We start from the raw sequence: 24835 nt of genomic DNA, 5'->3' as shown, positions 1-24835 counted from the left end.
GCGGGCACTGGATGGCGCTTGCCTGGGCCTGCGATCAGGCGACGGGCTTTGTCATCCCGCCGTCGACGCGCAGCACCTGGCCGGTCACGTAGGAGGCGTCGTCGGACGCCAGGAACGCCGCCGCGGCACCGATCTCGGCGGGCTCGGCCCAGCGGTCGAGGCGAATGCCGAGCGCCTGGGCCATGCCGGCCCGGACCTCCTCGGGGGTCTTGCCCTGCTGCCGGCCCATGGCCTCGGTCCTGGTGAGCCAGCCCTCCGTCTTGGTCATCCCGGGCGAGATCGCGTTCACCCGGATGTTGGCGGGAGCCGCCTCCGCCGCCAGGTAGCTGGTGAGCGCCACCACGCCCGCGTTCACGATGCCCGTGGCACCGGCGTTGGGGATCAGCAGGTGGGCGGTCGCGCCGACCACGTTGACGATGCTGCCGCTGCCGGTGCGGCTCAGGAACGGCAGCGCGGCCCGCGAGACGCGCAGGTATCCGATCAGCTTCGTGTCGAAGGCCGACGCGACGGTCTCGTCCTCGACCTTGTCCAGCGGGGCCGGCGTCAGCTGCGGTCCCGCGTTGTTCACGACGACGTCGAGGGCGCCGTGCCACGCGTGCACCTCCGCCAGCACGCTGTCGACGGAGTCCGCGTCGGTGACGTCCGCGACGACGGGGAGGACGTTCCGCGCGTCGGACCCGGCCGTGAGACGACCGGCCGCGGCCTTCACCGCCGCCTCGTCCCTGGCCGCGATCGCCACCTTGGCTCCCCGTTCGAGCAGCGCCTGCGCGATGGCGAAGCCCAGACCTCGACTACCACCGGTCACGAAGGCCGTGCGGCCCTCCAAGTTCCCACCTGCCGCCATGTTGGCTCCTCCAGTCAGCGCTTCATTGCTTGCTGCGGAGAGTGGAGCCGAAGCGCTCACGCAGCGGCAACCGCCGCTAACGAAGGGTTCACACGCCGGCCGCCGGGCCCTCGCCCACCTTCCTGGCGGCTAACGGGGCGCGGCGCACACTGGCTCGCGCTCAGCCCGCTCCGAGGAAGAAGGAGGGACGGGGTGACGGACGTCTTCGACCACGAGGAACGGCAGGGGAGTTGTGGCTCTGTCGGTCTCCAGCACACCATGGGCCGGCCCGAGCGGGCCGCCCGGGTGGAGACCGCTCCCGTCGCCTGGAGCGTGGCGGCGCGCGGTGCCGTCCGGGGCAGGTCACTGGCGCAGACGACCTTGGCCGCCCTGGCGGTCGGGTCGGTGCTGTTCCTGGTCAACCTGTATCCGCAGGTCCGGGAGGGACCCTTCACGTGGGCCCTCGCGGGTCGCATCGCTCTCACCTTCCTCGTGCCGTGGTGCAACGCGACCACGGGGATCGCCATCGGCCTGCGCAGACCCGGAGGTCCACCGCGTCCGCGGGCCCTGCCCGTGCACACCGCCTCTCCCGGCGGATCCGTTTCACCGTCAGCCCGAACCGGCTGCTCCCCGGCAGGATCCATCGAAAGGTAGCTCTCATGTCGCTGGTGCCGCTCCTCACGTCCGACGAGTTCTCGTCGATCGACCAACCCGCTCTCGCCCAGGGGATCAACGCCTACGGCGACGTGCTGAACACCTGGGCGGGCATCGGGAACAGCCCCGGCCTGCTCGCCACATACCTGCCCTTCCTGCGTCGGCTCAACGGCCCGGGCTCCTTGAAGGGGCGGGTGAAGGAACTGGTCGCCGTGCGCGTCGCGGTGCTCAATCACTGCCGCTACACCGCGAGTCACCGCTGCACGTCCGCGCTGGCCGCCGGCGTGGGGGCCGAGGAGCTGGCGGCCGTCGCGAGCGGCGCGCTGGAGGGCTTCGCCATGGAGGAGAGGCTGGCCCTGCAACTGGCCGAGGAGATGACGGTCTCGCTTCCGACGGTTTCCGCGCAAGACGGCCCGACCGGCGTGTCGAGCAGGGTCCGGGACGAGGTGGGGCGGGTGTTCGGGGCGGCCGAGCTGGTGGAGCTCGTCATGTGCATCAGCATGTGGAACGCCCTGTCGCGGTTCCACCGCGTCATGGCCTTCGAACTCGACATGCCGGCGCCGCCGGCACCGGTGGCGGCACGGCTCTGACACCGCCCGGCGAACCGGGCAGTGCGGCAAGCGACTTAACTGCTCATGGCGTCCGGTCACGATTAACAGCCCCACTAACAGCTGGTGGATACGCTCGCGGACATCGTCGGCCGAGCACGACCGCCACCGTGGGCACCATGCGCCTCGTCGATTCCCGTCGATTCCCGTCGAGCAGGGCGAGGGGCAGTCGATCGAGGCGCCGAACTTCCCGGCCCACAAGGCCTCGAAGGCAATCTCACCGACGGGTTCGCGGCCCTCTTTCCCCGTGATGTCCGCATCGCAAGGGAAGAGGACGGCGGCCCCACAGAAAACAGTGCCCGCGCAGGCGCGCGGGCGATGTGGAAAGGGTGGCATCTGATGCGGACCGGCGATCAGTATCTGGAGTCCCTCAGGGACGGGCGCGTCCTCTGGGTCGGAGGTGACCGGGTCGACGACGTCACCACGCACCCGAAGACCAGGGCGCAGGCCAAGCGCATAGCGAAGTTCTACGACCTGCACCACGACCCGAAGATGCAGGACGTCATGACCTTCGTCGACGACGACGGAGAACGTCGCTCGATGATGTGGTTCAAGCACACGGACGCCGAAGGGCTGCGGCGCAAGCGCGTCTACCTCGAGACCGTGGTCCGGGAACTCGACGGCGGGTCGACGGGACGAACCCCGTGCGCGAACAACTACGGCCTGGTCACCTACGAGGAGGACCCGGCGCCGTGGAGCGAGCAGTCCGTGGGCACCGACGGGCGTGACCTGACCGTCGGCATCCGGGAGTTCCTGGAACTGGTGAAGGAGGGTGACCTCAACTGCGCCTTCGCCTTCATCGACCCCCAGCTCGACCGGTCGAAGGAGTCCTCCGCCAAGAGCTCGCCCACGCTGCGCATCGTGGAGCGGCGCGAGGACGGCATCGTCGTGGCCGGCGTCAAGGCGGTGAGCACCGGCACCCCGTTCGCCGACTACATCCACCTCGGCGTCTTCTACCGCCCGGGCATCCAGAGCGAGCAGGTCATCTACGGCGCCGTGCCGGCCAACGCGCCGGGCGTCACGATGGTCTCGCGCGAGGCGACCGTGCGCGACGACCCCGACAACCACCCGCTGGCCTCGGCCGGTGACGAGCTGGAATGCACCGTCATCTTCGACAACGTGTTCATTCCGTGGGAACGGGTTTTCCACATCGGCAGCCCCGAGCACGCCTCGCTGTACCCGCAGCGCATCTTCGACTGGGTGCACTACGAGGCGCTGATCCGGACGATGGTGCGGGCCGAGCTCATGGTCGGGCTCGCGCTGCTGATGACCGAGCACATCGGCACCTTCCAGCTTCCGCCGGTCCAGGCTCGCGTGGCACGTCTCGTCGAGTTCTACCAGACGCTGCGCGCCCACGTGATCGCCTCCGAGACGGAAGGGTTCCTGTCCCCTGCCGGGCTCTTCAAGCCGAACGTCCTGCTCTTCGACTTCGGCCGGTCCTACTACCTGGAGCGGTACGCGGAGATGCGCAACGAGGTGGTCGACCTCGCCGGCCGCGCGTCGCTGCTGTTCCCCACCGAGGAGCAGTGGAACAACCCCGAGCTGCACGACTGGCTCGAACCGCTGCAGTCCGGTGCGGTCGGGGAACCCTACGACCGCATGCGCATCTCGCGGGTGATCCGCGACCTGTTCCTCACGGACTTCGGTGACCGCGTGAGCACCTTCGAACAGTTCAACGGCACCCCGATGCTCACCACGCGGATGCTCACCATGAAGCGCTCGGAGCTGTCGCCGTCCGGGCCGCTCACCGAACTCGCCCGGAGGGTCTGCGGCATCTCGGCGCCCGCCGCTCCCGAGGTGACGGCCTACACGGAGCAGGCCGAGTACGCCCGGCGCCTGGACGGCGCGCGGGCCCAAGGCTCACTGGTCCGCTGAGCCGGCGGCGCGGCGGGCGGTCCACGGCAGTCGCCGGCCATGGACCGCTCCGCCGCCCCCTTCGCAAGGCCCCGTCACGATCAGCAGCTACCAGGCGAGGGGTCCTGTCCGGACGTCTCGCCCGTGAAAGAAAGAGGTGGACATGGCTTACTACATCTCCCGCGCGTCGGAGCGGACGTTCGTCGACGTCCCGGGTGTTCCCGGCCTTCGGCAGGCGCTCCTGGTCGGGCACGAGCACGGTGCCGCTCACCTGGAGGTGAGCCTGTACGAGCTGTCTCCCGGGGCGACGACGGGCTGGACCCGCTGCCCGTTCGAGGAGTCGTGGTTCGTCACGGGCGGAACCGGCGAGGCCGCCTACGCCGGAGTGCGCTACGAACTCGGCTCCGGCGACTACGGCGTGGCTCCCGTCGGTGTCGCGCACGCACTGTCCGCCGCCGATGAGGGACTCACGTGGATCGGGGTGCGCGCGCCCAAGCCACCGACGTTCGACGGGGCTCGCAGCCGTGTCGGAGCCAAGGCCTCGCCGGGGGAGAACCTGGGCCGCCCGTCCGAGACGGACCCACGGCACCGGTTCGTCGGGCACTTCGCCGACTCCGACATGGCTCCGTACGCCCAGCTGTCGATGCCCGGTTACCACGGGCCCAACATCAAGAACATCAGTGTCAGGATGATGGTCGACCAGCTCCTCGGCGCACAACATCACACCGTCTTCGTGTGTGAGATCGCACCGAAGTCCGGCCCGGGCCGGGCGGCCAAGGTCCACTACCACCCGTTCGAGGAGATCTACTACTTCACCTCCGGCGGCATGCGCGGGACCCTCGACGGCAAGGACGAGGTCATCCACACCGGTGACCTGGTGTGGGTGGGTACGGACGGCACCCACGGGTTCGTCAACGAGCGTGATGAACCCGCGCGTTGGGTCGAGGTGCAGTCGCCGATCCCTCCGACGTCCGATGCGTTCTTCTTCCCGGACGACTGGCGTAAGCTCCCGGACGAGCACTGAGGATCACGGAGGCGCGAGATCGATGGGTGACTCCGTACCCGATCGACCACACGGCTCCACCACGCCCGGTCGAAAGCATCGCGCGATCATCAGGCGGAAGCTGGCGATGCCGGAACCGGCGAAGGACGTCGTCGTCCGCGACAGGCTCAGCCAACGGCTGAGGACACTGCTGGACCGTCACACCGTGGTGAACGTCTTCGCCACCGCCGGGGCCGGCAAGACGACCGCCGTGGCGCTGGCCGTGCGCGACCTCGACAGGCCCGTCGCCTGGTTGTCACTCGACGGTACCGAGCAGGCGGCGGGCCGCCTGCTCGTGTACCTGGAGGCGGCGGTCGAGGACGCCGTCCCCGGCGCCGCCGACGTCGCCTCCGACGCCCTGAGCAGCAGTCTCCACATCGGAGAGGCGGCCGGTCTGCTGGCCGAAAGCCTCCAGGGGAGCCGACTCGTCCTGGTGTGCGACAACGTGGAACGCATCAGCCCCGACGAGACCTGCGTCGCGGTGCTGTCGTCCTTCGCCCGCTACCTGCCGTCCGGTGTCAACCTCGTACTGGTCTCCCGTGTCGACGTCCGTCTCGACACGGGCTCGACCAGCGAGCGCGACCGGGTGGGCGAACTCGTCGAGAGCGACCTGTCCTTCGACGTCCAGGAAGCCGCGGCGGCACTGCGCAGCGTCGGCCGTGACGGCAGTCCGGTGCACGCGGTGGCGGCCACGGGGGGCTGGGTCACCGGTGTGCTGTTCGGGGGCTGGCGGCACGCCCGCTCGCACGATCTGCATCCCGACCTGCTGCGGTCCTACGTCGCGGCCAACGTCTTCAACTCGCTCTCCCCGGTGGAGAGAACCTTTCTCCTGCACACCAGTCTGCTGCAGGAGGTCACCGCGGAAGGCGCCCGGGCGCTGGGCCAGGAGAACGCGGCGCAGGTCATGGCGGACCTGCGGGCCCGGCACCTTCCGGTGGCATGGTCGTCGGACGGTACGCGCATGACGCCGCACCCGGTGTTCCGCGATTTCCTGCTGGAGGCTCTGGAACGGGAGGACGACAGGACGCTCGGCGCGGTACGCCGCCGGCACGCCGAGGTACTGATCGCCGGCGGCGCGCACGAGGAGGCCGTCGACGAGCTGCTCCGGCTCGGCGACCTGGAGGCGGCCGGTCGGCTGGCCGCCGTGGCCCTGCCCAGCCTCGTGGCACGGATGGACTTCGCGCCGGCGGCACGGTGGCTGGACGCCCTCGGTACGTCGGTCCGGGCACCGACCCCGGAGATCGGATCGGTCATTCTGCGGGTCGCGTTCGCACTGGAGCAGTGCACTCGGGGAGTGGAACTCGTCGACCGCTACGGATACGACTGGCTGCCCGCGCCGAAGACCGCCGACCTGGAAGAGGCCCACGTCCTGGCCTGCTGGTGCCTGTGGCACTCCGGGCGGATGGAGGAGGCGCGATCCGTCGCCGACCGGCTGCCGCACGGCCGGAACCGGCACATCGCGCAGACCCTGATCGCGTTGGGCACCGGCGAGGAACCGCCGCCCTTCCCCGACTACTCGACCACGCCGTCCGGCCCGCTCGACGGCCTGCTGATGCGGCTCGCCTTCCTGCGGGGCCGGCTCGAAGGACTCGACGACCCGGGCTCGTTCGACCCCTGGCGCACGACGGTCGGCGGCCCCTGGGTCGTCGCCGCCCTGCGGGTCACCGGGCGTCTGGACGCCGCGATGTCGATGTTCGAGCCGCGCCGGGGCTCGTCGCAGCCGGTCTGGCTGCATGCCGTGGACGCCGTCGACCTCATGCTCGACCTCGGCCGCGGGGAGGAGGCCTGCGCGTCCATCAGTCGCGGGAGGGAGCTGATCGAGGCAACCGGCTCGAGGGTGTACAAGAACCTGAGCCTGCTGGGCGAGGCCAAGCTGTGGCTGCGCCTGGAGGGCGACACCCGACGTGCCGACCGCGCGCTGGCGCAGGCGATGGCCAACGGTGCGTCGGAGTACGCCCTCACCCGCGAGGCATGGCAGATGTGGTCGGGTCTGTCGATGCTCCTGCAGAACCGGGACGCCGAGGCGCACGCGCACCTCGAGGAGTGCATCCGCAGCATGCAGAAGGGAGACCGCCGTCTCGATCTCCCGACGGCTGCCGTGTACCTGGCCGAAGCGCAGTGGCGCCTGGGGCAGGAGGACGAGTCCGACGCCACGGCCGACCTCGCGATGGTCTCCGCTTCGGCGCACGGCACCCAGCATCTGCTGCTGACGGCTCTGACGGATGTGCCGTCGGTCGCGGCCAGAGCCGCCGACGCCAGGTCCAGCCGAATGTCGCCCTGGCACGAGATCCTCACGGTCCTGTCCGGCCAGCATCCCGTGCGCGTGAGCGTGCGCACGCCCCGGCTCGTCCTGGAGGAGTTCGGCGAACCCGCCCTGAGCATCGACGGAACGGTGACGCAGCCACGGCTGACGAAGAGCGTGGAGCTCCTGAGCTACCTGCTGTGGGCACCCGACCGAAGGGCCACGCGCGACGAGCTTCTCGGGGCGCTGTTCGGCGGACGCAACGACGCGGCCGGCCGCAGCTATCTGCGGCAGGCCCTCTACCGCCTGCGCGAGGTACTGCCCGACGGCCTGGGGCCGGTACAGGACGGAGACGTCTTCCGCATGGTCGGCCCCGCGCTGGCCATGGGTTCCGCGCAACGGGCGGTCGACCTCGTCGCCCAGGCCGGCAGGCAGGACAAGGAGGTGCGCCTCCAGACGCTCTCGCGCGCCCTCACCAGTGCCGAGCGGGGGCCCTACCTCGCGACGGTGTCGGGGGAGTGGGTCGCTGAGCGCCGCGTGATCCTGGCCGAGACCTTCCTGTCGGCCCGGATGGACTCCGCCAGACTCGCCTACGGGATGAACCGCTACCGCGAGGCGAAAGGGCTGGTCGACGGCGTACTGCGGGAGGACCCGTACCGCGAGCAGGCCTGGCAGCTCGCCATCAGGCTGGCGCACGCCAGCGGCAGCGACGACGCCGTGTTGGCGCACTACCAGCGGTATGTCGCACGCATGCGGGACCTCGGGGTGCCGCCGTCCGACGAGGTGCGCCGGCTCGTCATGCAGCTGCGCCGGTAACGCCGCCAACGCCGGTTTCTCGTCGGTAAACAGGTCGCCCGGCACACTCGGGCGACCTGGTCAGCAGCAACACTCAAGCCAACTCGTGAGAGGCAACGGAGGGCAGCATGGGTGCATCGACCACGCAGGAGATGCGTGCTACGTATCGAGGAGCCATGGCACGGTTCACGACCGGTGTGACGATCGTGACCACCACGACTCCGAACGGGCCGGCCGGCATGACCGCCAGCGCCGTCGCGTCCGTTTCGCTGGACCCGCTCATGCTGCTGGTGTGCGTCGGAAACACCCTCGCGACGAGGGACGCGATCTCGGCGTCCGGTGTCTTCGCCGTGAGTGTGCTCTCCCGGGGGCAGGAGCATCACGCCCTTCGCTTCGCCAGCAGGTGTGACGACAAGTTCGCCGGCGTCGGGCTGCGGACCGACCACGACCTCCCCGTCATCGACGGCGCCGTCGCGCACTTCGCCTGTGAGGTGAAGGAGGAGTTCGCCGGGGGAGACCACACCATCTTCGTCGGTCAGGTGAACCGGTGCGGCTACGCCGTCGACTCCGATCCGCTCGTGTACTTCGGTGGGACGTTCGGCAGCCTCTGCGACCTCACCTCCCACGCGCGGCTCGCGTACGACTGGCAGCTCGCCGCGACCATGTAGGACGGCCCCGTCCCTTCGCCGGGCCGGCCCTGCGGATCGAGCGCGTGGCCGGGACCCGTGCGCCAACCCTCGCGCGGCTCACGCGCACATCCCCCGAGGAGATGAAGGTGGACGTATCAGTGCTGGGTCTCGGGCAGATGGGATCCGCCATCGCCGAACGACTCGTCGACGCCGGCCACGAGGTCGGTGTCTGGAATCGGTCGAAGGGCAGGGCGGACGACCTGGTGGCCCGCGGCGCGTACGAGCTGGACTCGCCGGCCGAGGCGTGGGAACGCTCCGACGTCTGCATCACCATGCTGGCGGACTCCCGCGCCCTGGCCGATGTGGCGCTGGCTGCGGACGGCGGGATGGTCCACGCCGCGTCCGCCAAGGGCAAGACGCTCATCGACATGAGCACCGTCTCGGTGGAGGTCTCGCGCGCCGTGTCCGCCGCGGCCGCGGCGGCAGGCGTCCGGTACCTCTGCGCTCCCGTCAGCGGCAACCCGGGTGTCGTCCGCGCCGGGAACCTGACCGTCATCGCTTCGGGGGAGGAGTCCGTCTTCAGCTCCGTCGAGAGCCTTCTCCGCGACATCGGCCCTCATGTGTTCCTCGCCGGTGAGGGGGACACCGCGCGCGTCATCAAGCTGGCCCTCAACCTCATGGTCGCCGGGACCGCCGAACTCCTCGCCGAATGCGTCGCCTTGGCGGAGGCCCACGACGTACGGCGGGAGAAGCTGCTGGAGATCGTCGGCGCGTCGGCGGTGGCGTCGCCGTTGGTGAAGTACAAGATCGGGCCCCTCCTCGCGGACGACTACACGTCGACGTTCAGCTCGCGGCTGATGCGCAAGGACCTGGACCTGGCTCTCGAGGCGGCGGCGGCGGGGGGAGTTCCGCTGCCGGTCACCGGTGTGGTGCAGCAGCTGCTCCAGGCCTGCATGTCGACCGGCTTGGGCGAGCTGGACTTCATGGCCCTGCTGGTCCGGCTCCAGCGCGAGGCCGGTCAGAGGTCTGCCTGATCGGCCGAGCGCCGCAGGGCGGGCACGTCGGTCAGGCCGCGCCCGGGCCGAGGCCCGGGCGGCGGTGCTCCGCGCCGATGTCGCGGCGGGCGACGGCGGCGAGCCCGGCCCGGGCGGCGAGCTCCGTCACGTCTCCTCGTCCCGGACGCCCGACCTGAGGGCGCGGCTCGGGCGCGGCATGGAGCAGGACGGCGTCGATGTCGTCGCGGTCGGCGGCGTTGACCTGCTCCAGCACCGGCCGGGCACGCCGCCGGCGCCCGCCTCGCCCAGCAGCGGATCCGTGCCCGGTTTTCGGGATCTGCCTGCACTGCGGGGCGGGCGGACGCGCCGTCGTCCCCCTGTACGTCACAGGCAGTCACCGTCGGGCAGCACCGTGCGCGCGATGCGCTCGGCGTGGGCCGGCCTTCGGCGAGGTCGAGTTCGCCGCCGGAGATCACCCACGGCAGCTGCAGGCCGTCGCTCACGGCGATGCACCGGCAAAGCGGACATGGAGGGGAGTTCAACGACGCGCTGAGCCCGGAACCGCACGGAAGCCTGATCCAAGGCATCCTGTCCATGTGGGGCCGCGCGCTCCCGGCAAGGCCTCGCCCACGGAAATACGGTCGGCCCGACGGGAGGATCGCACAGTGACCAGGAACCTCGACGGCGTGCCCGCCCAGGACGGTGCACCCGTGCCGCCCGAGCACATACCAGCCGCCGTCACCGCAGCAAAGCTCGTCTACAGCGACGGCGCGACGCAGACCTTCGACCCCGACGGGGCCACCGTCTACTTCGAGGCAGGACGCCGAACGGAGGGGACCTGGTCTGTGGACGGAAGCGGCCACTTCAGCTCCTTCTGGCCGCCCTCGTACCGGGCCTCCTACGATCTCCGGTGGGTGGTGGAGGAGGGCCGGATCGTCGGCCTGCAGTTCTTGGACCTCAGAAGCGGAGCTCGCTTCGACGGCCGCTACCAGTGACCAGACCGGGCACCCCTGAGGCCATGCGCATACCGAGGAAGATTCGCCTCCTTGTGTCACGGCTGATCCACAGGTATTGAGCATCGCTCCCGCCGTGGGCCAGGCTGTATCCGTCCAACGCGGGACTTGCTGAGGGAAGGGCCTGATGGCGGTGACCGGGGGCCGTGGTTACGGCAGTTGGGCCCTTCTTGTTGTCGGATTGCTGATGTTCGCCTGGGGTGTGTCGCCCTTTCTGACGAGCGACGTGGACTGCGGCGGACAGCGGATGACGGAGTCCGACACGTGCGTGAGCACGACCGTGAGCGCGAACGAGGTGCACAGCCGCACCTCCGACCTGACGCAACAGCGCAGCGAGAATCGGCGCGTGGGAGTGTTCGGCATGGTCGTCGGTGGGGCGACAGCCCTCGGCTCCGGTTACCTGATCCGCCTTCAGGCACGGGCTCGGCGCGAAGGGCGGCCTTTGCGGTTCGAAGTGGTCGGACGGCGCAGTCGTTTCGCACGACTGAGGCCGAGACGGTACGACGAACCACGGCACGTGCGCGGGGTGGTGCGGCTGAGCCCTGCCGACGCTGCGGCCGGCACCACCAAGACGGTGGAGTACCGGGCGAGGGTGCGCTGCGATCACTGCCACGGCACCGGAAAGGACGGCCGTAGACGCTGCCGTGACTGCCGGGGAAGCGGGCTGACCCGGCGCGTCCGGCAGTCGGTGACGATCCGGGTCCCCGCCGGAACGCGGGACAGGGGCGTCGTACGCGTACGAGGCCGGGGCGTACCGGGCCGCCATCCGAGGCCGTCGGGTGACCTCCTGCTGTCCGTCCGGCTGGTGTCCGAGGGAGGGGCGTCACCGCGGCCGGCGCCCGAACGGGAAGCGGCCGTGCGGGAGTCGACCGGCTCGGCGGCGCTTTCCGTCACCGTGACCGGCGACGGCGTCCGCTTCGTGGTCGGACCTACGGGGATCCTGGTGCAGCAGGAGCGCCGGTCGGCCACCGGGCGCCGGGACTGGGTCGACCATGTGGATCTCTCCTGGCCGGACATCACCGACCTGAGCTTCGACAGCGACCGGCACGACGCCGTCGTCGCCCTGTACGCGGTCCGCGCGGCCGGTGGTCGGCAGCATGTCGTGGATTCACGCGCCCTCAGCACGGTCCAGTGGCGGGACGTGGCCAAGGGCGTCGAGCGTCTCAGCGGAGGGCGGATCACTCTCGACCTCAGTCGGCGCGACCGCCCGGGCGGCCCGCGCGACTCCTGACCTCAGGCCAGGTGACAGGGTCGCACGGTGGCGGCTGTCCCTGATGTCCCCCGCGACTCCGCTGCCCCGCCCAGCGCTGGGGATGGTCTCGGCCCCGCGGGCGGCAGTACGCTCACGAACGTGTGTACGGGGGGACGTCCTCTGTACAGGCAGAATCGCATACAGCCGAATACATACAGCCGAATACAGGGGGGGGACCGTGCCCGCACGGAACCATCGGCCGAGGCGCCTGGGGAGCGCCGTCGCCACCGCGCTCGTCGTCACGACGGGCATGGCCATGCCGCCGCTGCTCTCGCCCGCCCACGCCGTTGCCGCGGGAGTGGCGATACCCGCGCCCGACGCCGACGTCGACCGCGGGGTCGAGGTGCTGGCGAGCACCCGCAACGGTGTGCTGTACCAGGAGGAAGGCACCGACGGCTATGTGTGGAGCGACACCGGACAGGCGGTGACGGCCCTCAACGGCGTCCCGGCGCAGTCCATTTTCCTCACGCACGACGACTACGACCGGGTCGCGTACTCCACCACCGGCGCCGACGGCAGCACCGGCATCGTCCTGCTCACCCTGAGCGAGGGCACCACACGCACCCTCACGCTGCCGAGCGGTTACGAGCACCCTCGGCTGAGCGGTGGTTCCGTACTGGTCTCGCGGCAGCTGGGCGACGGCTCGTACGAGTACAGGGTCCTCAGGCCGAACAGCACGGGCGGCTTCTACGACGTCCAGGTGCGGCTGCCCGCGGGCGCGACCGCCGAAGCCGAGCCCGAGATCCTTGCGAGCGACGGCGTGGAGTTCATCGTCCGGTACCAGAGGGACGGCCGGGCCGCGTACGGGATCGTCAGCGGCGTCTACGGCACCGTCACGGTGCTCCAGGTGACCGGAGCGGCGAGCAGTTTCCGGCTGACCGACGCGTGGGTGTCGTGGTACACCCGGGAGGGCGAGGACGGTATACGGATCAGGGCGCGCAGCAGCGCGGGTGGCACCCCCGGTGTCCGAACCGTACCGACGTCGTCCGAGGACAGCGAGGTCACCTCCTTCGTGGTGGGCGACAACCTGCTGTGGTACGAGGGTTCGGGCGGAGTGCTGCACACCCTGTCACTGGGCGGTGAGTCGGGGGTGGCCCTGGCCGATGTCGAATGGGCCGTGCAGACCGGTGAGTCGGTGAGTGTGGTCGGACGGGCCACCGCCGGCGGTACGCGTGCCATCCACCGGCTCACCCAGGACGGCAACGGCGCGGTCGCCGCCACCCCGCTGCACAGCGTGCCCCAGGTCCACCACGACGGCTCGGTCGGTGCGCTCAGCCTGGACCGGGGCACCGTACGCCTGCTCAACACCCTCCGGGACGAACGGACCCTCCACAGCCAGAACATCGGCACCGCGCTGGCCCCGACCGGCGGAGCCGCCCTCACCCCCACCGTCACATCCGCCACCACGGGCGCGGGCCGCTTCGCCGACGGCGGCGACGAGGGCCTCGCCCAGCTCACCACCGACGCGGCCACCGGCAGGGACGTCCTCACCACTGCCGACGACCCGAACGGGAACATCGCGCTGCCGGCCGCCGACGGCCGCATCCTCGACGTGTCCCCGCAGTACGTCCTGTACCAGGGCGGTGGTGACGCCGGACATCAGTACGTCGTGGACATCACCTCGGGCAAGGTCGTCCGCGAGCAGAACGCGCAGGCGGCCGCGCTCGACTACGCCACCCTGTGGACCCCGTCCACCACCGCCGGCACGGTGGTCGCCACCAGCCTGCGCACCGGCAGGACCGTGCGCACGGTCAACGTCGGCTCCGGCTGCACCCCCGACGACCTGCGGACCAACGGCACACTCCTCTACTGGAGTTGCCCCGCACAGAAGAAGGCAGGCATCAAGAATCTCTCCGCGCAGGGCCAGACGTACTACGCCCCTGTCGGGGATGTGCTCCTCGGCGACGGTTTCTACGGCTACCACGACGTCGCCGAGGGATCGATCCGGCTGACGCAGGTCGTCAACGACGTCACCGCCGACCTCGGGGAGATCACCGGCGTCGCGCCCTCGGCGGCCACCGACACCCGGGGCGTCACCTGGACCGTCGACCGACGCTCCAACAAGGTCGCCTACGTCGACGCGGGCAACACCGTTCACGTCGTCGGCGCGTACGACTACCACTGGCTCCCGGCCAAGCTCTCCGCACCCGACTCCACCGTCCCGACGTCCTTCGCGGCGGGCGGCGGCGCGGCGCGGTGGAACGGCCGCTGGTGGCTGTCCAAGCCCGCGGCGTCCTGGAAGGTGACCGTCAAGAGCACCACCACCGGGGCCGTACAGCGCACCTGGCAAGGCGGAGCGACCCGCAGCGTCGTGCAGGTCGCCTGGGACGCCAGGAACCAGACGGGCGCGCTGGTGCCCAACGGGTCCTCCACCTGGACTTTGACCGCCGTCCCGGCCGACGGCGCCGGCGCCACGCTGTCGACCTCCGGCACCGTCAAGGTGTCCGGCGCCGCGGCCGTGAGACGCGACCACGCCGGCTCCGACGGTATCGGCGATCTGCTGACGCTCAACTCCTCGGGCACCTTGAGCATCCAGAAGGGCAACGGAGCCGGCGGCTTCTCGGGCACGGTCTCCGCGTCCGGCTGGGCGACCTCCGTCAAGGCCGTCCCGTACGGCGACCTGAACGGCGACCGCTGCAATGACGTTCTGGTCCTCTTCAGCAGCGGCACGCTGCGTGGCTACCGGCCCGGCTGCGGGAAGGCTGTGACGACGTCGACCCCGTACACCTCGCTCGGCACCGGCTTCGGCCAGTACGACGTCCTCACCTCACCGGGTGACATCACCGCCGACGGGCGGGCGGACCTGATCGCGCGGAACTCGTCGACGGGCGCGGTGTACCTGTACAAGGCGACCAGCGCCGGAACGCTGTCGTCGCGGGTGAAGCTGTACACCAATTGGTCCGGCTACAAAAAGGTCATCGGCGTCGGTGACCTCAACGGTGACGGCCGCGGTGACCTGCTGGCCCAGGACAGGTCGAACGAGCTGTGGCGGTACGACGGGACCGCGTCGGGCACGTTCAAGTCCCGGGTCAAGGTCTTCGACGACTGGGGCTCCTCCTACAACGTCGTCGTCGGGGTCGGTGACATCAGCGGCGACGGCAAGGCCGACCTCGTCTCCCGCGACACCTCCGGCAACCTCTGGCGCAACACCGGCAACGGCAGGGGCTCCTTCGGCGGCCGTACGAAGATCGCCACGGGATGGAGCGCCTACAAGGGCGTCTTCTAGCCCCGTCCTGCCCACGGCCGCGGCCGACAGGTCCCTCCGGCACCTCCTCACGGGCGCCGGAGGGCAGCGGCAGACACGGTGCGGCGGCGCCTGTGTTGTGCCTGCGGGGTGCGCCGTGTCCTGAACCCCGAGGGCTGTCCTGACCGAACGGGTTCGCAGGCACCGTCAGCCCGAGCTTGACGCACTGGACGAGCGGTTCCGCGTGGCCACGGCACCGATCAAGCCGTTCCAGGAGAGCCGGCGCCCCACGGCAGAGCAAGCGCGGTGGTGGCGGTTCCGCTACCCGGTGCTGGTGACCGGGGATCCGGCTGAGCAACTGCCTGCGACGTGGTCACCGGTGCCCGTCCACATCGACTGACAGCGACCGTGGCCCACCGGGCCGCCCCACACTCCCGCCCCAGGGCACAAGCCAGGCCCCGAGAGCGGCCCCGGCGCCCGTACAACACTCCCTTCGGCCGGGCCGCGCGCGACACCCGAGGACCTCGCCATCACTCCTCCGCGCGCTCCACGGTTGCTGCGATCGGGCGACGCGCGGCATGGGGAGCGTCGGCTGTCAGAGCTCCGGCACCATGCTGAAGGGCATGTCTCAACAGCTGAGCAGGGTGTCGCTACGCCACCCTGGTTACCCGTTCCCGTCCATCCCGGCCGGTGGCCCGTCACACCGCCGGGCCCGGGTACCCGGCCGGTTCCTCGTCACCGCCCTCCTCGGCCTGTTCGTCTTCCTGGCCCCCGCCCTTCCCCCGGTCGGCTCCGCCGGCCGGGCGGCGCTCGGTACGTCGGCCGCCGCCGCGGTCACCGACGGCCATGACTCCGGCAGGGCACTGGCCGGGTTCAAGATCCAGTCAAGTGCTCGGGTGAAGGACCCGGCGGCCGAGGTGTCCAGCCCCGGCTATCCGGCGAAGGGCTGGTACCAGGCCGGCCCTCGCTCCACCGTCCTCGCAGCCCTGCTGGCGGCCGGCCTTTACCCCGACCCCTTCCACTCCACCAACCAGAAGCTGATCCCTGCCGCCGACTTCACGGTCCCGTGGTGGTACCGGTCCGACTTCTCGGTCGACGACAGCCGGTCACGTCGTACCTATCTCGACTTCAGCGGGGTGACCTCCGCCGCCGACGTCTACGTCAACGGCCGTCAGGTCTCGACGGCGAAGGACGTCGCGGGCACCTACACCCGACACGAGCTGGACATCACCGGTCTGGTCAGACCGGGTGCCAACACGGTCGCCTTCCGGGTCCAGCCCAACGACCCGCGCAAGCACCTCACCGTCGGCTGGCTCGACTGGCTGCAGCCCCCACCTGACAGGAACATGGGCATCCTCCGCGACGTCGTCGTCCGCCGCAGCGGCCCGGTGGTCCTCCGTGACGCGCATGTCGTCACCGACCTGGCTGTCCCGTCGCTGGCCTCCGCGGACCTGACCGTCAAGGCCCGCCTGCGCAACGACTCACCCGACACCGTCACGGCGGTCCTCTCCGGCACGGCCGGGCCCGCTGCCCTCAGCCGACGGGTGACGCTGGCGCCCGGGGAGAGCCGCACCGTGGTGTACTCCCCGGCCGACCACCCCGAACTCCATGTGCGGTCGCCCCGCGTATGGTGGCCCGCCGGGATGGGCGGGCAGCCCCTGTACGACCTCGACCTGGCCGTGACGGTCGACGGGGAAACCTCCGACACCGCCCACTCCACCTTCGGTATCCGCGACGTGCAAGCACCGATCAACGCCGACGGCGCGCGCCAGTACCGGATCAACGGCCGCCCACTGCTGATCAAGGGCGCGGGCTGGTCACCCGACGAGTTCCTGAGGTGGGATCCCGCCTACGCCGAGCACCGCATGCAGTACGTCCGCGACCTGGGCCTGAACACGCTGCGCCTGGAAGGCCACCTCGAGCCCGACGAGTTCTTCGACCTCGCCGACCGGTACGGGATCCTCACGATCGCCGGCTGGGAGTGCTGCAACAAGTGGGAAGGGGAGGTCAACCCCGCGGAGTCCGGGGAGAAGTGGCACGCCGCCGACCATGCGGTCGCCCGGGCGTCGATGGCCGCCGAGGCGGCCCGGCTGCGCAACCACCCCAGTGTGATCTCGTTCCTGATCGGCAGCGACGCGGCGCCCAACGCCAAGATCGAGTCGGGATACCTCCAGGCACTGCGGGCCGCCGACTGGAAGGTGCCCGTGATCCCCTCCGCCTCCGGGAAGTCGACACCCGTCATCGGTCGCTCCGGGATGCGGATGACCGGTCCCTACGACTGGGTGCCGCCCGGCTACTGGTACGACAAGCGTGAGGGAGGAGCCACCGGCTTCAACTCCGAGACCAGTGCCGGCCCGAGCATCCCCACGCTCGACACGCTGCGACGGATGATGACCCCGGCCGAGCTGGAGACCCTCTGGAAGAAGCCCTCCGCTCCCCAGTACCACCGCTCTCCCTCAGCCACCTTCTCGACGCTCAAGCTGTACAACGCCGCGCTCGCCGGCCGCTACGGACCCCCGACCGAACTCGGCGACTACGTGCGCAAGGCCCAGCTCGCCCAGTACGAGAGCGTCCGGGCGCAGTTCGAGGCGTACTCCCGCAACGCCAAGGACACCACCGCCCCCGCGACCGGCGTCATCTACTGGATGCTCAACAGTGGCTGGACCTCTCTCCACTGGCAGCTCATCGACCGCTATCTCGACCAGAACGGGTCCTACTTCGGCGCGAAGAAGGCCAACGAACCGCTCCACATCCAGTACGGCTACGACAACCGCACGGTGAGCATCGTCAACAACCGATCAGCCGGCGCCTCGGGGCTGAACGCCCGGGTCACACTGTTCAACACCGACGGGACCAAGAAGTACGACCGCACGGTGACCGGCGTCGACGTCGAAGCCCGCGGTGTGACCACCACCTCGCTGACCCTCCCCGCCAAGGTCCCCGGCCTGGGCAGGACGTACCTGGCCCGGCTGCTGCTCACCGACACCACCGGCCGGGAACTGAGCCGCAACGTCTACTGGCTCTCCACCCGCAACGACGTCCTCGACTACGCGAAGACCGACTGGTACTACACCCCCACCACCTCCTACGCCGACCTCACGGGACTGACCTCGATGCAGCAGGTCGCCTTGGACGTGACCGCCACGACGAAGGGGACCAGGGCCGGCACGTCGACGACGACCGTGACCCTCCGCCACCCGGGCACCACGAAGGCTCCCGTTCTGCTCACCGACGTCGACCTGGTCTCCGCGGACGGCAGGACTCCCACGTTGCCCGTCCACTGGAACGACAACCACGTCAGCCTGTGGCCGGGCGAGTCGGCGACTCTGGTGGCCTCCCATCGGACCGTCGATCCTGACCAGACCCCACGCGTACGCGTCTCCGGATGGAACGCCCGGGCCGTCACGGTCCCGTCCGGCTGACGACGCGGCAGCACACATCAGCCCACTTGGTAAAGGCATCCGTGGTCCGTGATCGTGCCTGGTGGCGGCGTTGCCAGTCGGACGGGGCGAAGCAAATTCCGACGGCCTCGACCTGCCACCCGGCGCCTTGGCTCCCTCGGGCTCAGACCAGGTGGTGGGTGGTCAGCTTCCCGCCCTTCGTCCCGGCGGCGAGGAGAGCGCTTCCGTCCGGCAGAGACACCGCGGAGACATAAGATCCGACGAACGTTTGCTTGAACGACTCGCCGGACAGCAGATCCCATTGGCGTACCACGTCCTGGTCTGCCGTGAACAGCCGCATCCGACCCCCAACGGTTGCCGTCGCGATCCTCACGAACTCCCCCCCAGCCGGAATCGGCGGCCCCACCTCCTTCCCCGTCGCGGCGTCCCAACGGCAGACGACCTCGCCCTCCTCAACCACACCGACAATCAGCGGTCGCCCGTCCTGGTCGTATGCCGTGATCAGCATGTCGATGTGAGGAGCCTTGATCTCCGCGCCGAACGACGACTCGCAGAGGTCGCCCTGCCAGCGCCGTACCCCTTCGTAGTCACCCGTCACGATCAATGAGGTGCCGCAGCGCAACTTCGCCAGGGTCACGGCGACCGCGTCTCCCACATGTTGCAGCGGAGGGACCAGGGACGCGCCTGTGACCGGATCCCACATGTGCAGCCCGTTGACCCCTGTGCCGACCAACTCAGCCCGCCCACCGCCCGTCAGTCCTCCGGCGACACGGAAGATCTGGTCGTCCCCGACCGCGTCGGCCAGAAGCCGTCCGCTCGCACCGTCCCACAGGAGGAGCCCCCATTCGTCCCCGGCCGCGATACGCACCTGCCCGTCCGGCAGCACGAGTGCTGTCAATTCGAACGTGCCGTTGGAAGCGTTCTGGGGCACCTGGAAGTTGCCCATCGGGCGGCCGGACTCGGCATCCCACCGCGTCAGCCGCCCGCGAGAGTCAGCGGCCACCAACTCCGTCCCACCCGCAGGTGACCGGTAGATCAACGGGGTTACCGGACCGTCGAGACTCGCAATCTCGATCCCTGGTCCAACGCTTCTCGGACGCATCGTTTCCTCTCCTGCCCGCACCCCATTCTTCATCTCTGGGCTGCGGCTCCTCGGCGGTAGTGGCTGGTCTGTGATCGTGCCTGGTGCTGGCGCCGCCAGTCGGACCAGCCAACCGGTGGGCCAGAATTTGCCCACAGTGTCCCGTGCGGGTCGTGCACTGTTCGAGGGCAGGATTCTGCGAACCCGCGCGTCTCCCGGCGAACACCGCCGAAGCTTCACCGGCGAGAGACGGGCACCACCCGCGTCACCCTGAGTCTGTGCCGCCATGCCTACCGCACGTTGCGGCGGCTGACCCCATCCCAAAGAGACCCGGCGCCCAGCCTGACCGTCTGTCAGTCGTCCGCGCCGCTCGGTCTTCCTGGAGGCCCGAGCCGGCGCCCGCCCCACTTGCCACCGAGAGGTTCACATGGGGCGGAAGCCGACCTCTCTCACTTGAGGCCGCTGAGCATCACGCCGCGGATGTAGTACTTCTGCAGCAGCAGGAAGGGGATCAGGACCGGCAGGACGCTCAGGACGAGACCGGCCATGACGATCGGCATCGTGCGGGTCGGGTCCACGTAGTCCTGCAGGAACTGGATGCCGACGGGCAGGGTCATCACGTCCGGGTTGGCGGTCGAGATGAGCAGCGCCCAAATGTACTCGTTCCACGCGTGGACGAAGGTCAGCAGAGCGAGCGTCAGCACGACCGGCCTCGTCTGCGGCACGACGATCCGCCACCACACGGCGAACTCGCCGGCACCGTCGATGCGTGCGGCCTCCAGGACCTCGTCCGGGATCGAGACCATGAACTGGCGCATCAGGAAGATGCCGAAGCCGTTGACGAGGAACGGCAGGGCGAGCGCCGCGATGCTGACGGTCAGGCCCGCGCCCCCGCGCCCGAACAGGTCGTTGCCGCCCGCGAGTGGCCAGTGCACCAGGATCAGGAAATGCGGGATGAAGAAGAGGAACGGGGGGAACATCATCGTCGACAGCACGAGCCGGAAGATCAAGTTCCGTCCCGGAAAGCGGAGTTTGGCGAGCGCGTAGCCGGCGAGCGATGAGGTGAGCAGCACCGATCCGGTGATCACGGCGGTGGCGACGACACTGTTGCGAAAGAGCACCGGCAGATCGAGCTGGTCCATCGCCGCTCGGTAGTTGGACAGGTCGAACGCCTCCGGCAGGAACCGGTACGGCAGCGTGCCGGCCTCGCCGGCCCCCTTGAACGACGTCATCACCATGTCGAGGAACGGCACCACCGTGAGCACGGCGCCGATCACGACCACCAGGTACGACAACCACGGAAAACGGCGGCGGATCATGCGTCCTCCCCCTTGCGCCGGAAGATCCACAACTGCACCAGGGTGATCAGGAGGACCACCACGAACAGGACGAAGGCGGCGGCGCTCGCCGGGCCCCAGTGGCCGTACGAGAACGCCTGCCGGTACATCTCCAAGGCAGCCACGTTGGTCGCGTCGCCCGGCCCGCCCTTGGTCATCACGATGATCAGCGCGAAGGACTGCAGGCCGCTGATCAGCTGGGTGACGCACACGAGCAGCAGGGACGGCCGCAGCAGCGGCAGTGTGATCTTCCAGAAGACGGTGACCGGCCCGGCGCCGTCGAGCGCAGCGGCCTCGTAGTACGACTCGGGAATGGACTTGAGCCCGGCGGTCAGGACGAGGATCGCCGAGCCGACCGAGGCCCAGGCCTGGACGACCACGACCGAGGGCAGCGCGGTGTCCGGGTCCTGGAGAAAGGCCACAGAGCCGAGCCCGAGGGCGTTCAGCACGCCGTTGACGAGGCCGCCCGGCTCGTACATGTACTTCCACACGTTGCCGACGGCCACGACGGTCGTCACGATCGGCAGGAAGTACAGGGTGCGCCACAGACCCTGGAACCGCAGGTTGTCGATGCAGGTGGCGACCACCACGGAGCCGGCGAGCGAAAGGACCAGGGTGCCCAGGGCGAACAGCAGCGTGTTGGTGAGGATCGGCGCCAGGAACGTCGATCCGTCAGCGAAGAGGCCCCTGAAGTTGTCCGTGCCGACGGGTTGGATGCCGCCGAGGTCGAAGCCGGACCAGCGGGACATGGACAGCAGCAGCGCGAACCCGAGCGGCAGGATCAGGAAGACGGCGAAGAACAGCAACGTCGGCGCCAGGAAGAGATAGGCGACGACGGCCTGGCGGCGGCGCGCCCGGGCGCGGCCGTCGATGGCGGGGCCGGCGGAGCGCGTGCGGGGCGCCGCCCGCTCCGTCGTCGCCGTCGTCAGCGCGTTCACCATGAGCGGGACACCTCTCGATCGACCTGACGGCGGGTGGTGCGCAGTGCCTGGTCGACCGACTGCTGACCGGTCCACAGCGCCTCGATGTTCTTGCGCAGCAGCGATTTGGCCTGCTGTGCGCCGGGCACGTTCGGTTCCGGCACCGAGTACGCCAACGCGTCCAGGAAGGGGCGCAGGTTCGCATCGCTGTGCGCGCCCAGGAGCGTGCGCATGTCGTCGGCGCGGCCGGTCAGGGAGCCGGCCGACACCTGCAGGGAACTCATCCGGGTTGCTTTCACACCCTTGGTGGTGCCTCTGACGTTCACCTTCTCGGTGTTGAGCCAGCGCAGGAACTCCCAGGCGGCGCGCGGGTTCTTGCTCGCCGTGTTGACCCCCAGCATGAAGCCGGTGGAGAGCGTGGCGCGCTTGCCGTCCGTCTCGGGGAGGGGGAGCGGCGCGACGCCGACGTCACGGTAGTCCTTGCCCATCAGTGCCTTCAGGCTCCCGGTCCACCAGCCGGCGCTGACCACCATGGCCACCTGCCCGGACCGGAACGCCTTGTAGACGTTGACGCCGGGAGCGCTCGCACCTCGGGTGACGAGGCGGTGCTCCAGCTCGAACACGGCCCGTCCGGCCGGTGAGTCGATCGCGGTGCTCCTGCCGTCCTCGGAGACGAACCTGCCGCCGGCGGCGTTGAGCAGGGCGAGTGTCTGGCCGACGGTGGTGGAGTCGTCGGCGGTCGACAGCCCGAAGCCCTGGACCAGTGTGTTGCCGTACCGGTCACGCCTGGCGGTGCGGTGGGCGGTCTCCTCCAGCTCCCGCCAGGTGCGTGGCGGGCCGTCGATGCCGGCTTCGCGCAGCAGCCGTTTGTTGTAGTAGAGGGCGTACGTCTGCACCTCGGTGGGGTAGCCGTAGATCCGGCCGTCCACCGAGGCGGAGTCGACGGCCGCTTCGCTGTACCCGCGTGCGATCTCCTCCGCGTACTCGCGCGGAGCGGGGCGCAGGACGCCGGCTTGGACCAGCTGGCCGTTCCACAGGCAGTACGGGTGGAGGATGTCGGCGCCCTGGCCCGCGGCCTGCCGCACCATGAAGGTGGTCAGCAGGTCCGTGAACTCGACGGCCTTCGTCTGCACCTTGACCCGGTCGTGGCCGGCGTTCCACTCGTCGACAGGGCCCTGCAGGGCCTCCTTGAGCACGCCGCTCGCGTAGTGGGAGAGCAGGGTGAGGACGATCGGGTCCCCGGGCCGCCCGGTGCCCTGATGCGGTGCGGCGCATCCGGAGACGAGCAGCGTCGAGGGGAGCGCGAGCGCGAAGTGGCGGCGGCTCAGGCCGCTGGTGCGGGGCGCCGGTGTCATCGAGCGGCCGTCCGGCGCATCACGCGGAACACGCGGGTCGTGGTGAAGCCGGTCTTGCGGTACATGTGGCCTGCCGGGGACTGCGCGCCGGTCCACAGGAACCACGCGGAGTGCGCGCGGCGCGCCCGCATCCGCTGAAGGACCAGGTGCAGGAGGACCTCACCGAGGCCGGTGCCGCGCATCTCCTCCAGCACGCCGATCGGGCCGAACCGCTCGTCCACCGCGTCGAACGCGCCGTGCATCGCCCAGCCGACCATACGGCCCGACGGGTCACGAGCGACGACGATCCGGTCGAGCGGAGTGCCCGCGACCAGACACGCCCGGATCGTGCACGCCCAGTCGGGGCCGAAGTGGCTCCCGGCGAGCGCGAACAGGTCCACCAGGTCGTCGTCGGACGGGGTGGCGAAACGGTGGCCCTGCGCCGTCAGTTCCTCCACGCGGCGCGTCACGTGTTCCGGGACGCGGTAGCCCACCAGGCCACGGTCCATCGCCTCCGCCTCGTACAGCGTGCGAAAGCCAAGGGACTCCAGGAGCAGGGCCGCTTCCGGGTACGTCTCGGCGTCCAGGCCGGGCAGGACGTAGTTCGGGGTGTACGAGGAGAAGTCCACCTGGGTGCGGCCGTGGCCGTGCAGCCAGTCGATGGCGTCGGTCAGCAGGCGACGGCCGAGGCCGCGCCCGCGGGCGGTCGGGTCGACGAAGAAGAACGGGATCCAGCCCTGCTCCGGCTCCAGGTCGGTGCCGGTCATCGGCGTCAGACGGCGCACCGCGTAGGCCGCGCCGACGACACGGTCCCCCTCGACGGCGACCCGAAGACCCTCCGGGTCGAAGTTGGCGTCGAGCAGGACCAGGGAGCGGAAGCGGTCCGCGGTGACGGGGTCGGCCGGCGCGCTGCGCCGCCACACGTCGACCAGCTGTGGTCCGTCGCCCGCGAGAAAGCCACGGATGTCGGCCCGGGATCTTGTTGTGCGATCGGTCATCGGGCGAGGTTGTCCTTCCATGGGCTGACGCGGGTCGGGGACGGGGCCGAGCGTTGCTTGCGGAGCTGCTGCGGTCTGGTGCGTGTGCGCGCTGCGCCACGGCGATCAGTGGCTGGTTCCTGAGGGCACGTGGGGCCGATGAGGCGCTCCGCGCCCGGATGCAAGGTGGGGGAGAGGGCGGTTCGGCTCGGGGTGTTTGTGGCGGCTGTCGGTTCCGCAATGGCGTCCGCTTCCGTCAGAGGAACGGCAGCAGGTCGCGCGGTGCGGCATCAGGGATCAGGCGCTCAGCGACACGTCGTCACCACTCCACGCCGCTGTCAGCGGCGTGCCGCGCCAAGTGGTCCGGGCAGAGCCGCCGCAGCGTATAGGTGTCGTCATGGCAGCCCGTGCGGGAGCGAGGCCCTCGCGGTCCGCCACCGAGTGGGACTCCGCGTCTGCGGCACGCTGTCGGTCGGCCACCTCAGTCACCGTCAAGTCAGTGGACATGCCTGCTACTTGGGTCATGGCCGAGGCGTTGAGACACCGAGCGAGCCGGTCGTGGACGAGCCTGTGCACGACGGATGCCGGGGCTCGCCCGAAGGAACCGGCAGTGCCGGCGGCCTGGTTCTCGCCGTCCTGACCGCTCCCGTGCAGCAGGAGTCCGGGCGGGGCATGCAGGCGTGCGACGCCGCTT

General features: G+C 70.1%; 18 protein-coding genes. 11 read left to right on the top strand and 7 right to left on the bottom strand.

Annotated elements, in window-relative coordinates; all coding sequences use genetic code 11:
- Positions 1-34: 34 nt before the first annotated feature.
- The gene (locus tag IPT68_RS01695) at positions 35-844 is read right to left on the bottom strand and encodes an SDR family NAD(P)-dependent oxidoreductase (RefSeq protein WP_189697502.1); all 810 of its coding nucleotides are present in this window, start codon (positions 842-844) and stop codon (positions 35-37) included.
- A 192-nt stretch (positions 845-1036) separates the two neighbouring features.
- Between IPT68_RS01695 and IPT68_RS01690 the strand changes: the two genes are divergently transcribed.
- From IPT68_RS01690 to IPT68_RS01660, 7 genes are all read left to right on the top strand, one after another.
- The gene (locus IPT68_RS01690; RefSeq protein WP_189697503.1) at positions 1037-1477 is read left to right on the top strand and encodes a hypothetical protein; all 441 of its coding nucleotides are present in this window, start codon (positions 1037-1039) and stop codon (positions 1475-1477) included.
- Positions 1478-1482: 5 nt separating this feature from the next.
- Positions 1483-2067 (top strand): carboxymuconolactone decarboxylase family protein, encoded by a 585-nt coding sequence (locus IPT68_RS01685; RefSeq protein WP_189697504.1) that lies wholly within the window; start codon positions 1483-1485, stop codon positions 2065-2067.
- 357 nt (positions 2068-2424) lie between these two features.
- Positions 2425-3960 (top strand): 4-hydroxyphenylacetate 3-hydroxylase N-terminal domain-containing protein, encoded by a 1536-nt coding sequence (locus tag IPT68_RS01680; RefSeq protein ID WP_189697505.1) that lies wholly within the window; start codon positions 2425-2427, stop codon positions 3958-3960.
- A 142-nt stretch (positions 3961-4102) separates the two neighbouring features.
- The gene (locus IPT68_RS01675; protein ID WP_189697506.1) at positions 4103-4963 is read left to right on the top strand and encodes a cupin domain-containing protein; all 861 of its coding nucleotides are present in this window, start codon (positions 4103-4105) and stop codon (positions 4961-4963) included.
- Positions 4964-5069: 106 nt separating this feature from the next.
- On the top strand, positions 5070-8039 hold the full coding sequence (locus tag IPT68_RS01670; protein WP_228040181.1) for a BTAD domain-containing putative transcriptional regulator: 2970 nt from the start codon (positions 5070-5072) through the stop codon (positions 8037-8039).
- 155 nt (positions 8040-8194) lie between these two features.
- Positions 8195-8686 carry a flavin reductase family protein gene (locus IPT68_RS01665; protein ID WP_228040175.1) on the top strand — a complete coding sequence of 164 codons (492 nt, stop codon included), beginning with the start codon at positions 8195-8197 and terminating at the stop codon, positions 8684-8686.
- 107 nt (positions 8687-8793) lie between these two features.
- The gene (locus IPT68_RS01660) at positions 8794-9681 is read left to right on the top strand and encodes an NAD(P)-dependent oxidoreductase (protein ID WP_189697509.1); all 888 of its coding nucleotides are present in this window, start codon (positions 8794-8796) and stop codon (positions 9679-9681) included.
- A 31-nt stretch (positions 9682-9712) separates the two neighbouring features.
- Here IPT68_RS01660 and IPT68_RS01655 read toward each other — a convergent pair whose 3' ends face one another.
- Entirely contained in the window at positions 9713-9916 is a 204-nt protein-coding gene (locus IPT68_RS01655; RefSeq protein WP_189697510.1) for a hypothetical protein, read from the bottom strand.
- 391 nt (positions 9917-10307) lie between these two features.
- Between IPT68_RS01655 and IPT68_RS01650 the strand changes: the two genes are divergently transcribed.
- From IPT68_RS01650 to IPT68_RS01635, 4 genes are all read left to right on the top strand, one after another.
- Complete coding sequence (locus tag IPT68_RS01650; protein ID WP_189697511.1) at positions 10308-10637, top strand: hypothetical protein; 330 nt, start codon at positions 10308-10310, stop codon at positions 10635-10637.
- A 286-nt stretch (positions 10638-10923) separates the two neighbouring features.
- On the top strand, positions 10924-11886 hold the full coding sequence (locus IPT68_RS01645) for a DnaJ C-terminal domain-containing protein (protein WP_194074045.1): 963 nt from the start codon (positions 10924-10926) through the stop codon (positions 11884-11886).
- A 199-nt stretch (positions 11887-12085) separates the two neighbouring features.
- Complete coding sequence (locus IPT68_RS01640) at positions 12086-15133, top strand: FG-GAP repeat domain-containing protein (RefSeq protein WP_189697513.1); 3048 nt, start codon at positions 12086-12088, stop codon at positions 15131-15133.
- Positions 15134-15714: 581 nt separating this feature from the next.
- Positions 15715-18513, top strand: a complete 2799-nt coding sequence (locus IPT68_RS01635; RefSeq protein WP_189697514.1) for a glycoside hydrolase family 2 protein — start codon at positions 15715-15717, stop codon at positions 18511-18513.
- 142 nt (positions 18514-18655) lie between these two features.
- On the opposite strand, the gene IPT68_RS01630 is transcribed toward IPT68_RS01635, so the two are convergent.
- The 5 genes from IPT68_RS01630 to IPT68_RS01610 all read right to left on the bottom strand — a co-directional run bounded on the left by IPT68_RS01630 (position 18656) and on the right by IPT68_RS01610 (position 24162).
- Positions 18656-19438, bottom strand: coding sequence for a WD40 repeat domain-containing protein (locus tag IPT68_RS01630; RefSeq protein WP_189697515.1), 783 nt, complete (start codon positions 19436-19438; stop codon positions 18656-18658).
- A gap of 584 nt (positions 19439-20022) precedes the next feature.
- The gene (locus tag IPT68_RS01625; RefSeq protein WP_189697516.1) at positions 20023-20892 is read right to left on the bottom strand and encodes a carbohydrate ABC transporter permease; all 870 of its coding nucleotides are present in this window, start codon (positions 20890-20892) and stop codon (positions 20023-20025) included.
- Positions 20889-21851 (bottom strand): carbohydrate ABC transporter permease, encoded by a 963-nt coding sequence (locus IPT68_RS01620; protein ID WP_189697517.1) that lies wholly within the window; start codon positions 21849-21851, stop codon positions 20889-20891. Before IPT68_RS01620 ends, IPT68_RS01625 begins: the two co-directional genes overlap by 4 nt.
- Entirely contained in the window at positions 21845-23185 is a 1341-nt protein-coding gene (locus IPT68_RS01615; RefSeq protein WP_189697518.1) for an ABC transporter substrate-binding protein, read from the bottom strand. Before IPT68_RS01615 ends, IPT68_RS01620 begins: the two co-directional genes overlap by 7 nt.
- Positions 23182-24162 (bottom strand): GNAT family N-acetyltransferase, encoded by a 981-nt coding sequence (locus IPT68_RS01610; RefSeq protein WP_189697519.1) that lies wholly within the window; start codon positions 24160-24162, stop codon positions 23182-23184. Before IPT68_RS01610 ends, IPT68_RS01615 begins: the two co-directional genes overlap by 4 nt.
- Positions 24163-24835 lie beyond the last annotated feature (673 nt).

Source organism: Streptomyces chromofuscus (genome assembly GCF_015160875.1).
Classification (GTDB): Bacteria; Actinomycetota; Actinomycetes; order Streptomycetales; family Streptomycetaceae; genus Streptomyces; species Streptomyces chromofuscus.
This window is presented reverse-complemented; position numbering and strand designations above follow the sequence as displayed.

Excerpts from the sequence above, each read along its gene's own strand:
- IPT68_RS01695 (WP_189697502.1), bottom strand. The coding sequence starts at position 844 with ATGGCGGCAGGTGGGAACTTGGAGGGCCGCACGGCCTTCGTGACCGGT.
- IPT68_RS01685 (WP_189697504.1), top strand. The coding sequence starts at position 1,483 with ATGTCGCTGGTGCCGCTCCTCACGTCCGACGAGTTCTCGTCGATCGAC.
- IPT68_RS01680 (WP_189697505.1), top strand. The coding sequence starts at position 2,425 with ATGCGGACCGGCGATCAGTATCTGGAGTCCCTCAGGGACGGGCGCGTC.
- IPT68_RS01675 (WP_189697506.1), top strand. The coding sequence starts at position 4,103 with ATGGCTTACTACATCTCCCGCGCGTCGGAGCGGACGTTCGTCGACGTC.
- IPT68_RS01670 (WP_228040181.1), top strand. The coding sequence starts at position 5,070 with ATGCCGGAACCGGCGAAGGACGTCGTCGTCCGCGACAGGCTCAGCCAA.
- IPT68_RS01665 (WP_228040175.1), top strand. The coding sequence starts at position 8,195 with ATGGCACGGTTCACGACCGGTGTGACGATCGTGACCACCACGACTCCG.
- IPT68_RS01635 (WP_189697514.1), top strand. The coding sequence starts at position 15,715 with ATGTCTCAACAGCTGAGCAGGGTGTCGCTACGCCACCCTGGTTACCCG.
- IPT68_RS01630 (WP_189697515.1), bottom strand. The coding sequence starts at position 19,438 with ATGGGCAACTTCCAGGTGCCCCAGAACGCTTCCAACGGCACGTTCGAA.
- IPT68_RS01625 (WP_189697516.1), bottom strand. The coding sequence starts at position 20,892 with ATGATCCGCCGCCGTTTTCCGTGGTTGTCGTACCTGGTGGTCGTGATC.
- IPT68_RS01620 (WP_189697517.1), bottom strand. The coding sequence starts at position 21,851 with ATGGTGAACGCGCTGACGACGGCGACGACGGAGCGGGCGGCGCCCCGC.
- IPT68_RS01615 (WP_189697518.1), bottom strand. The coding sequence starts at position 23,185 with ATGACACCGGCGCCCCGCACCAGCGGCCTGAGCCGCCGCCACTTCGCG.
- IPT68_RS01610 (WP_189697519.1), bottom strand. The coding sequence starts at position 24,162 with ATGACCGATCGCACAACAAGATCCCGGGCCGACATCCGTGGCTTTCTC.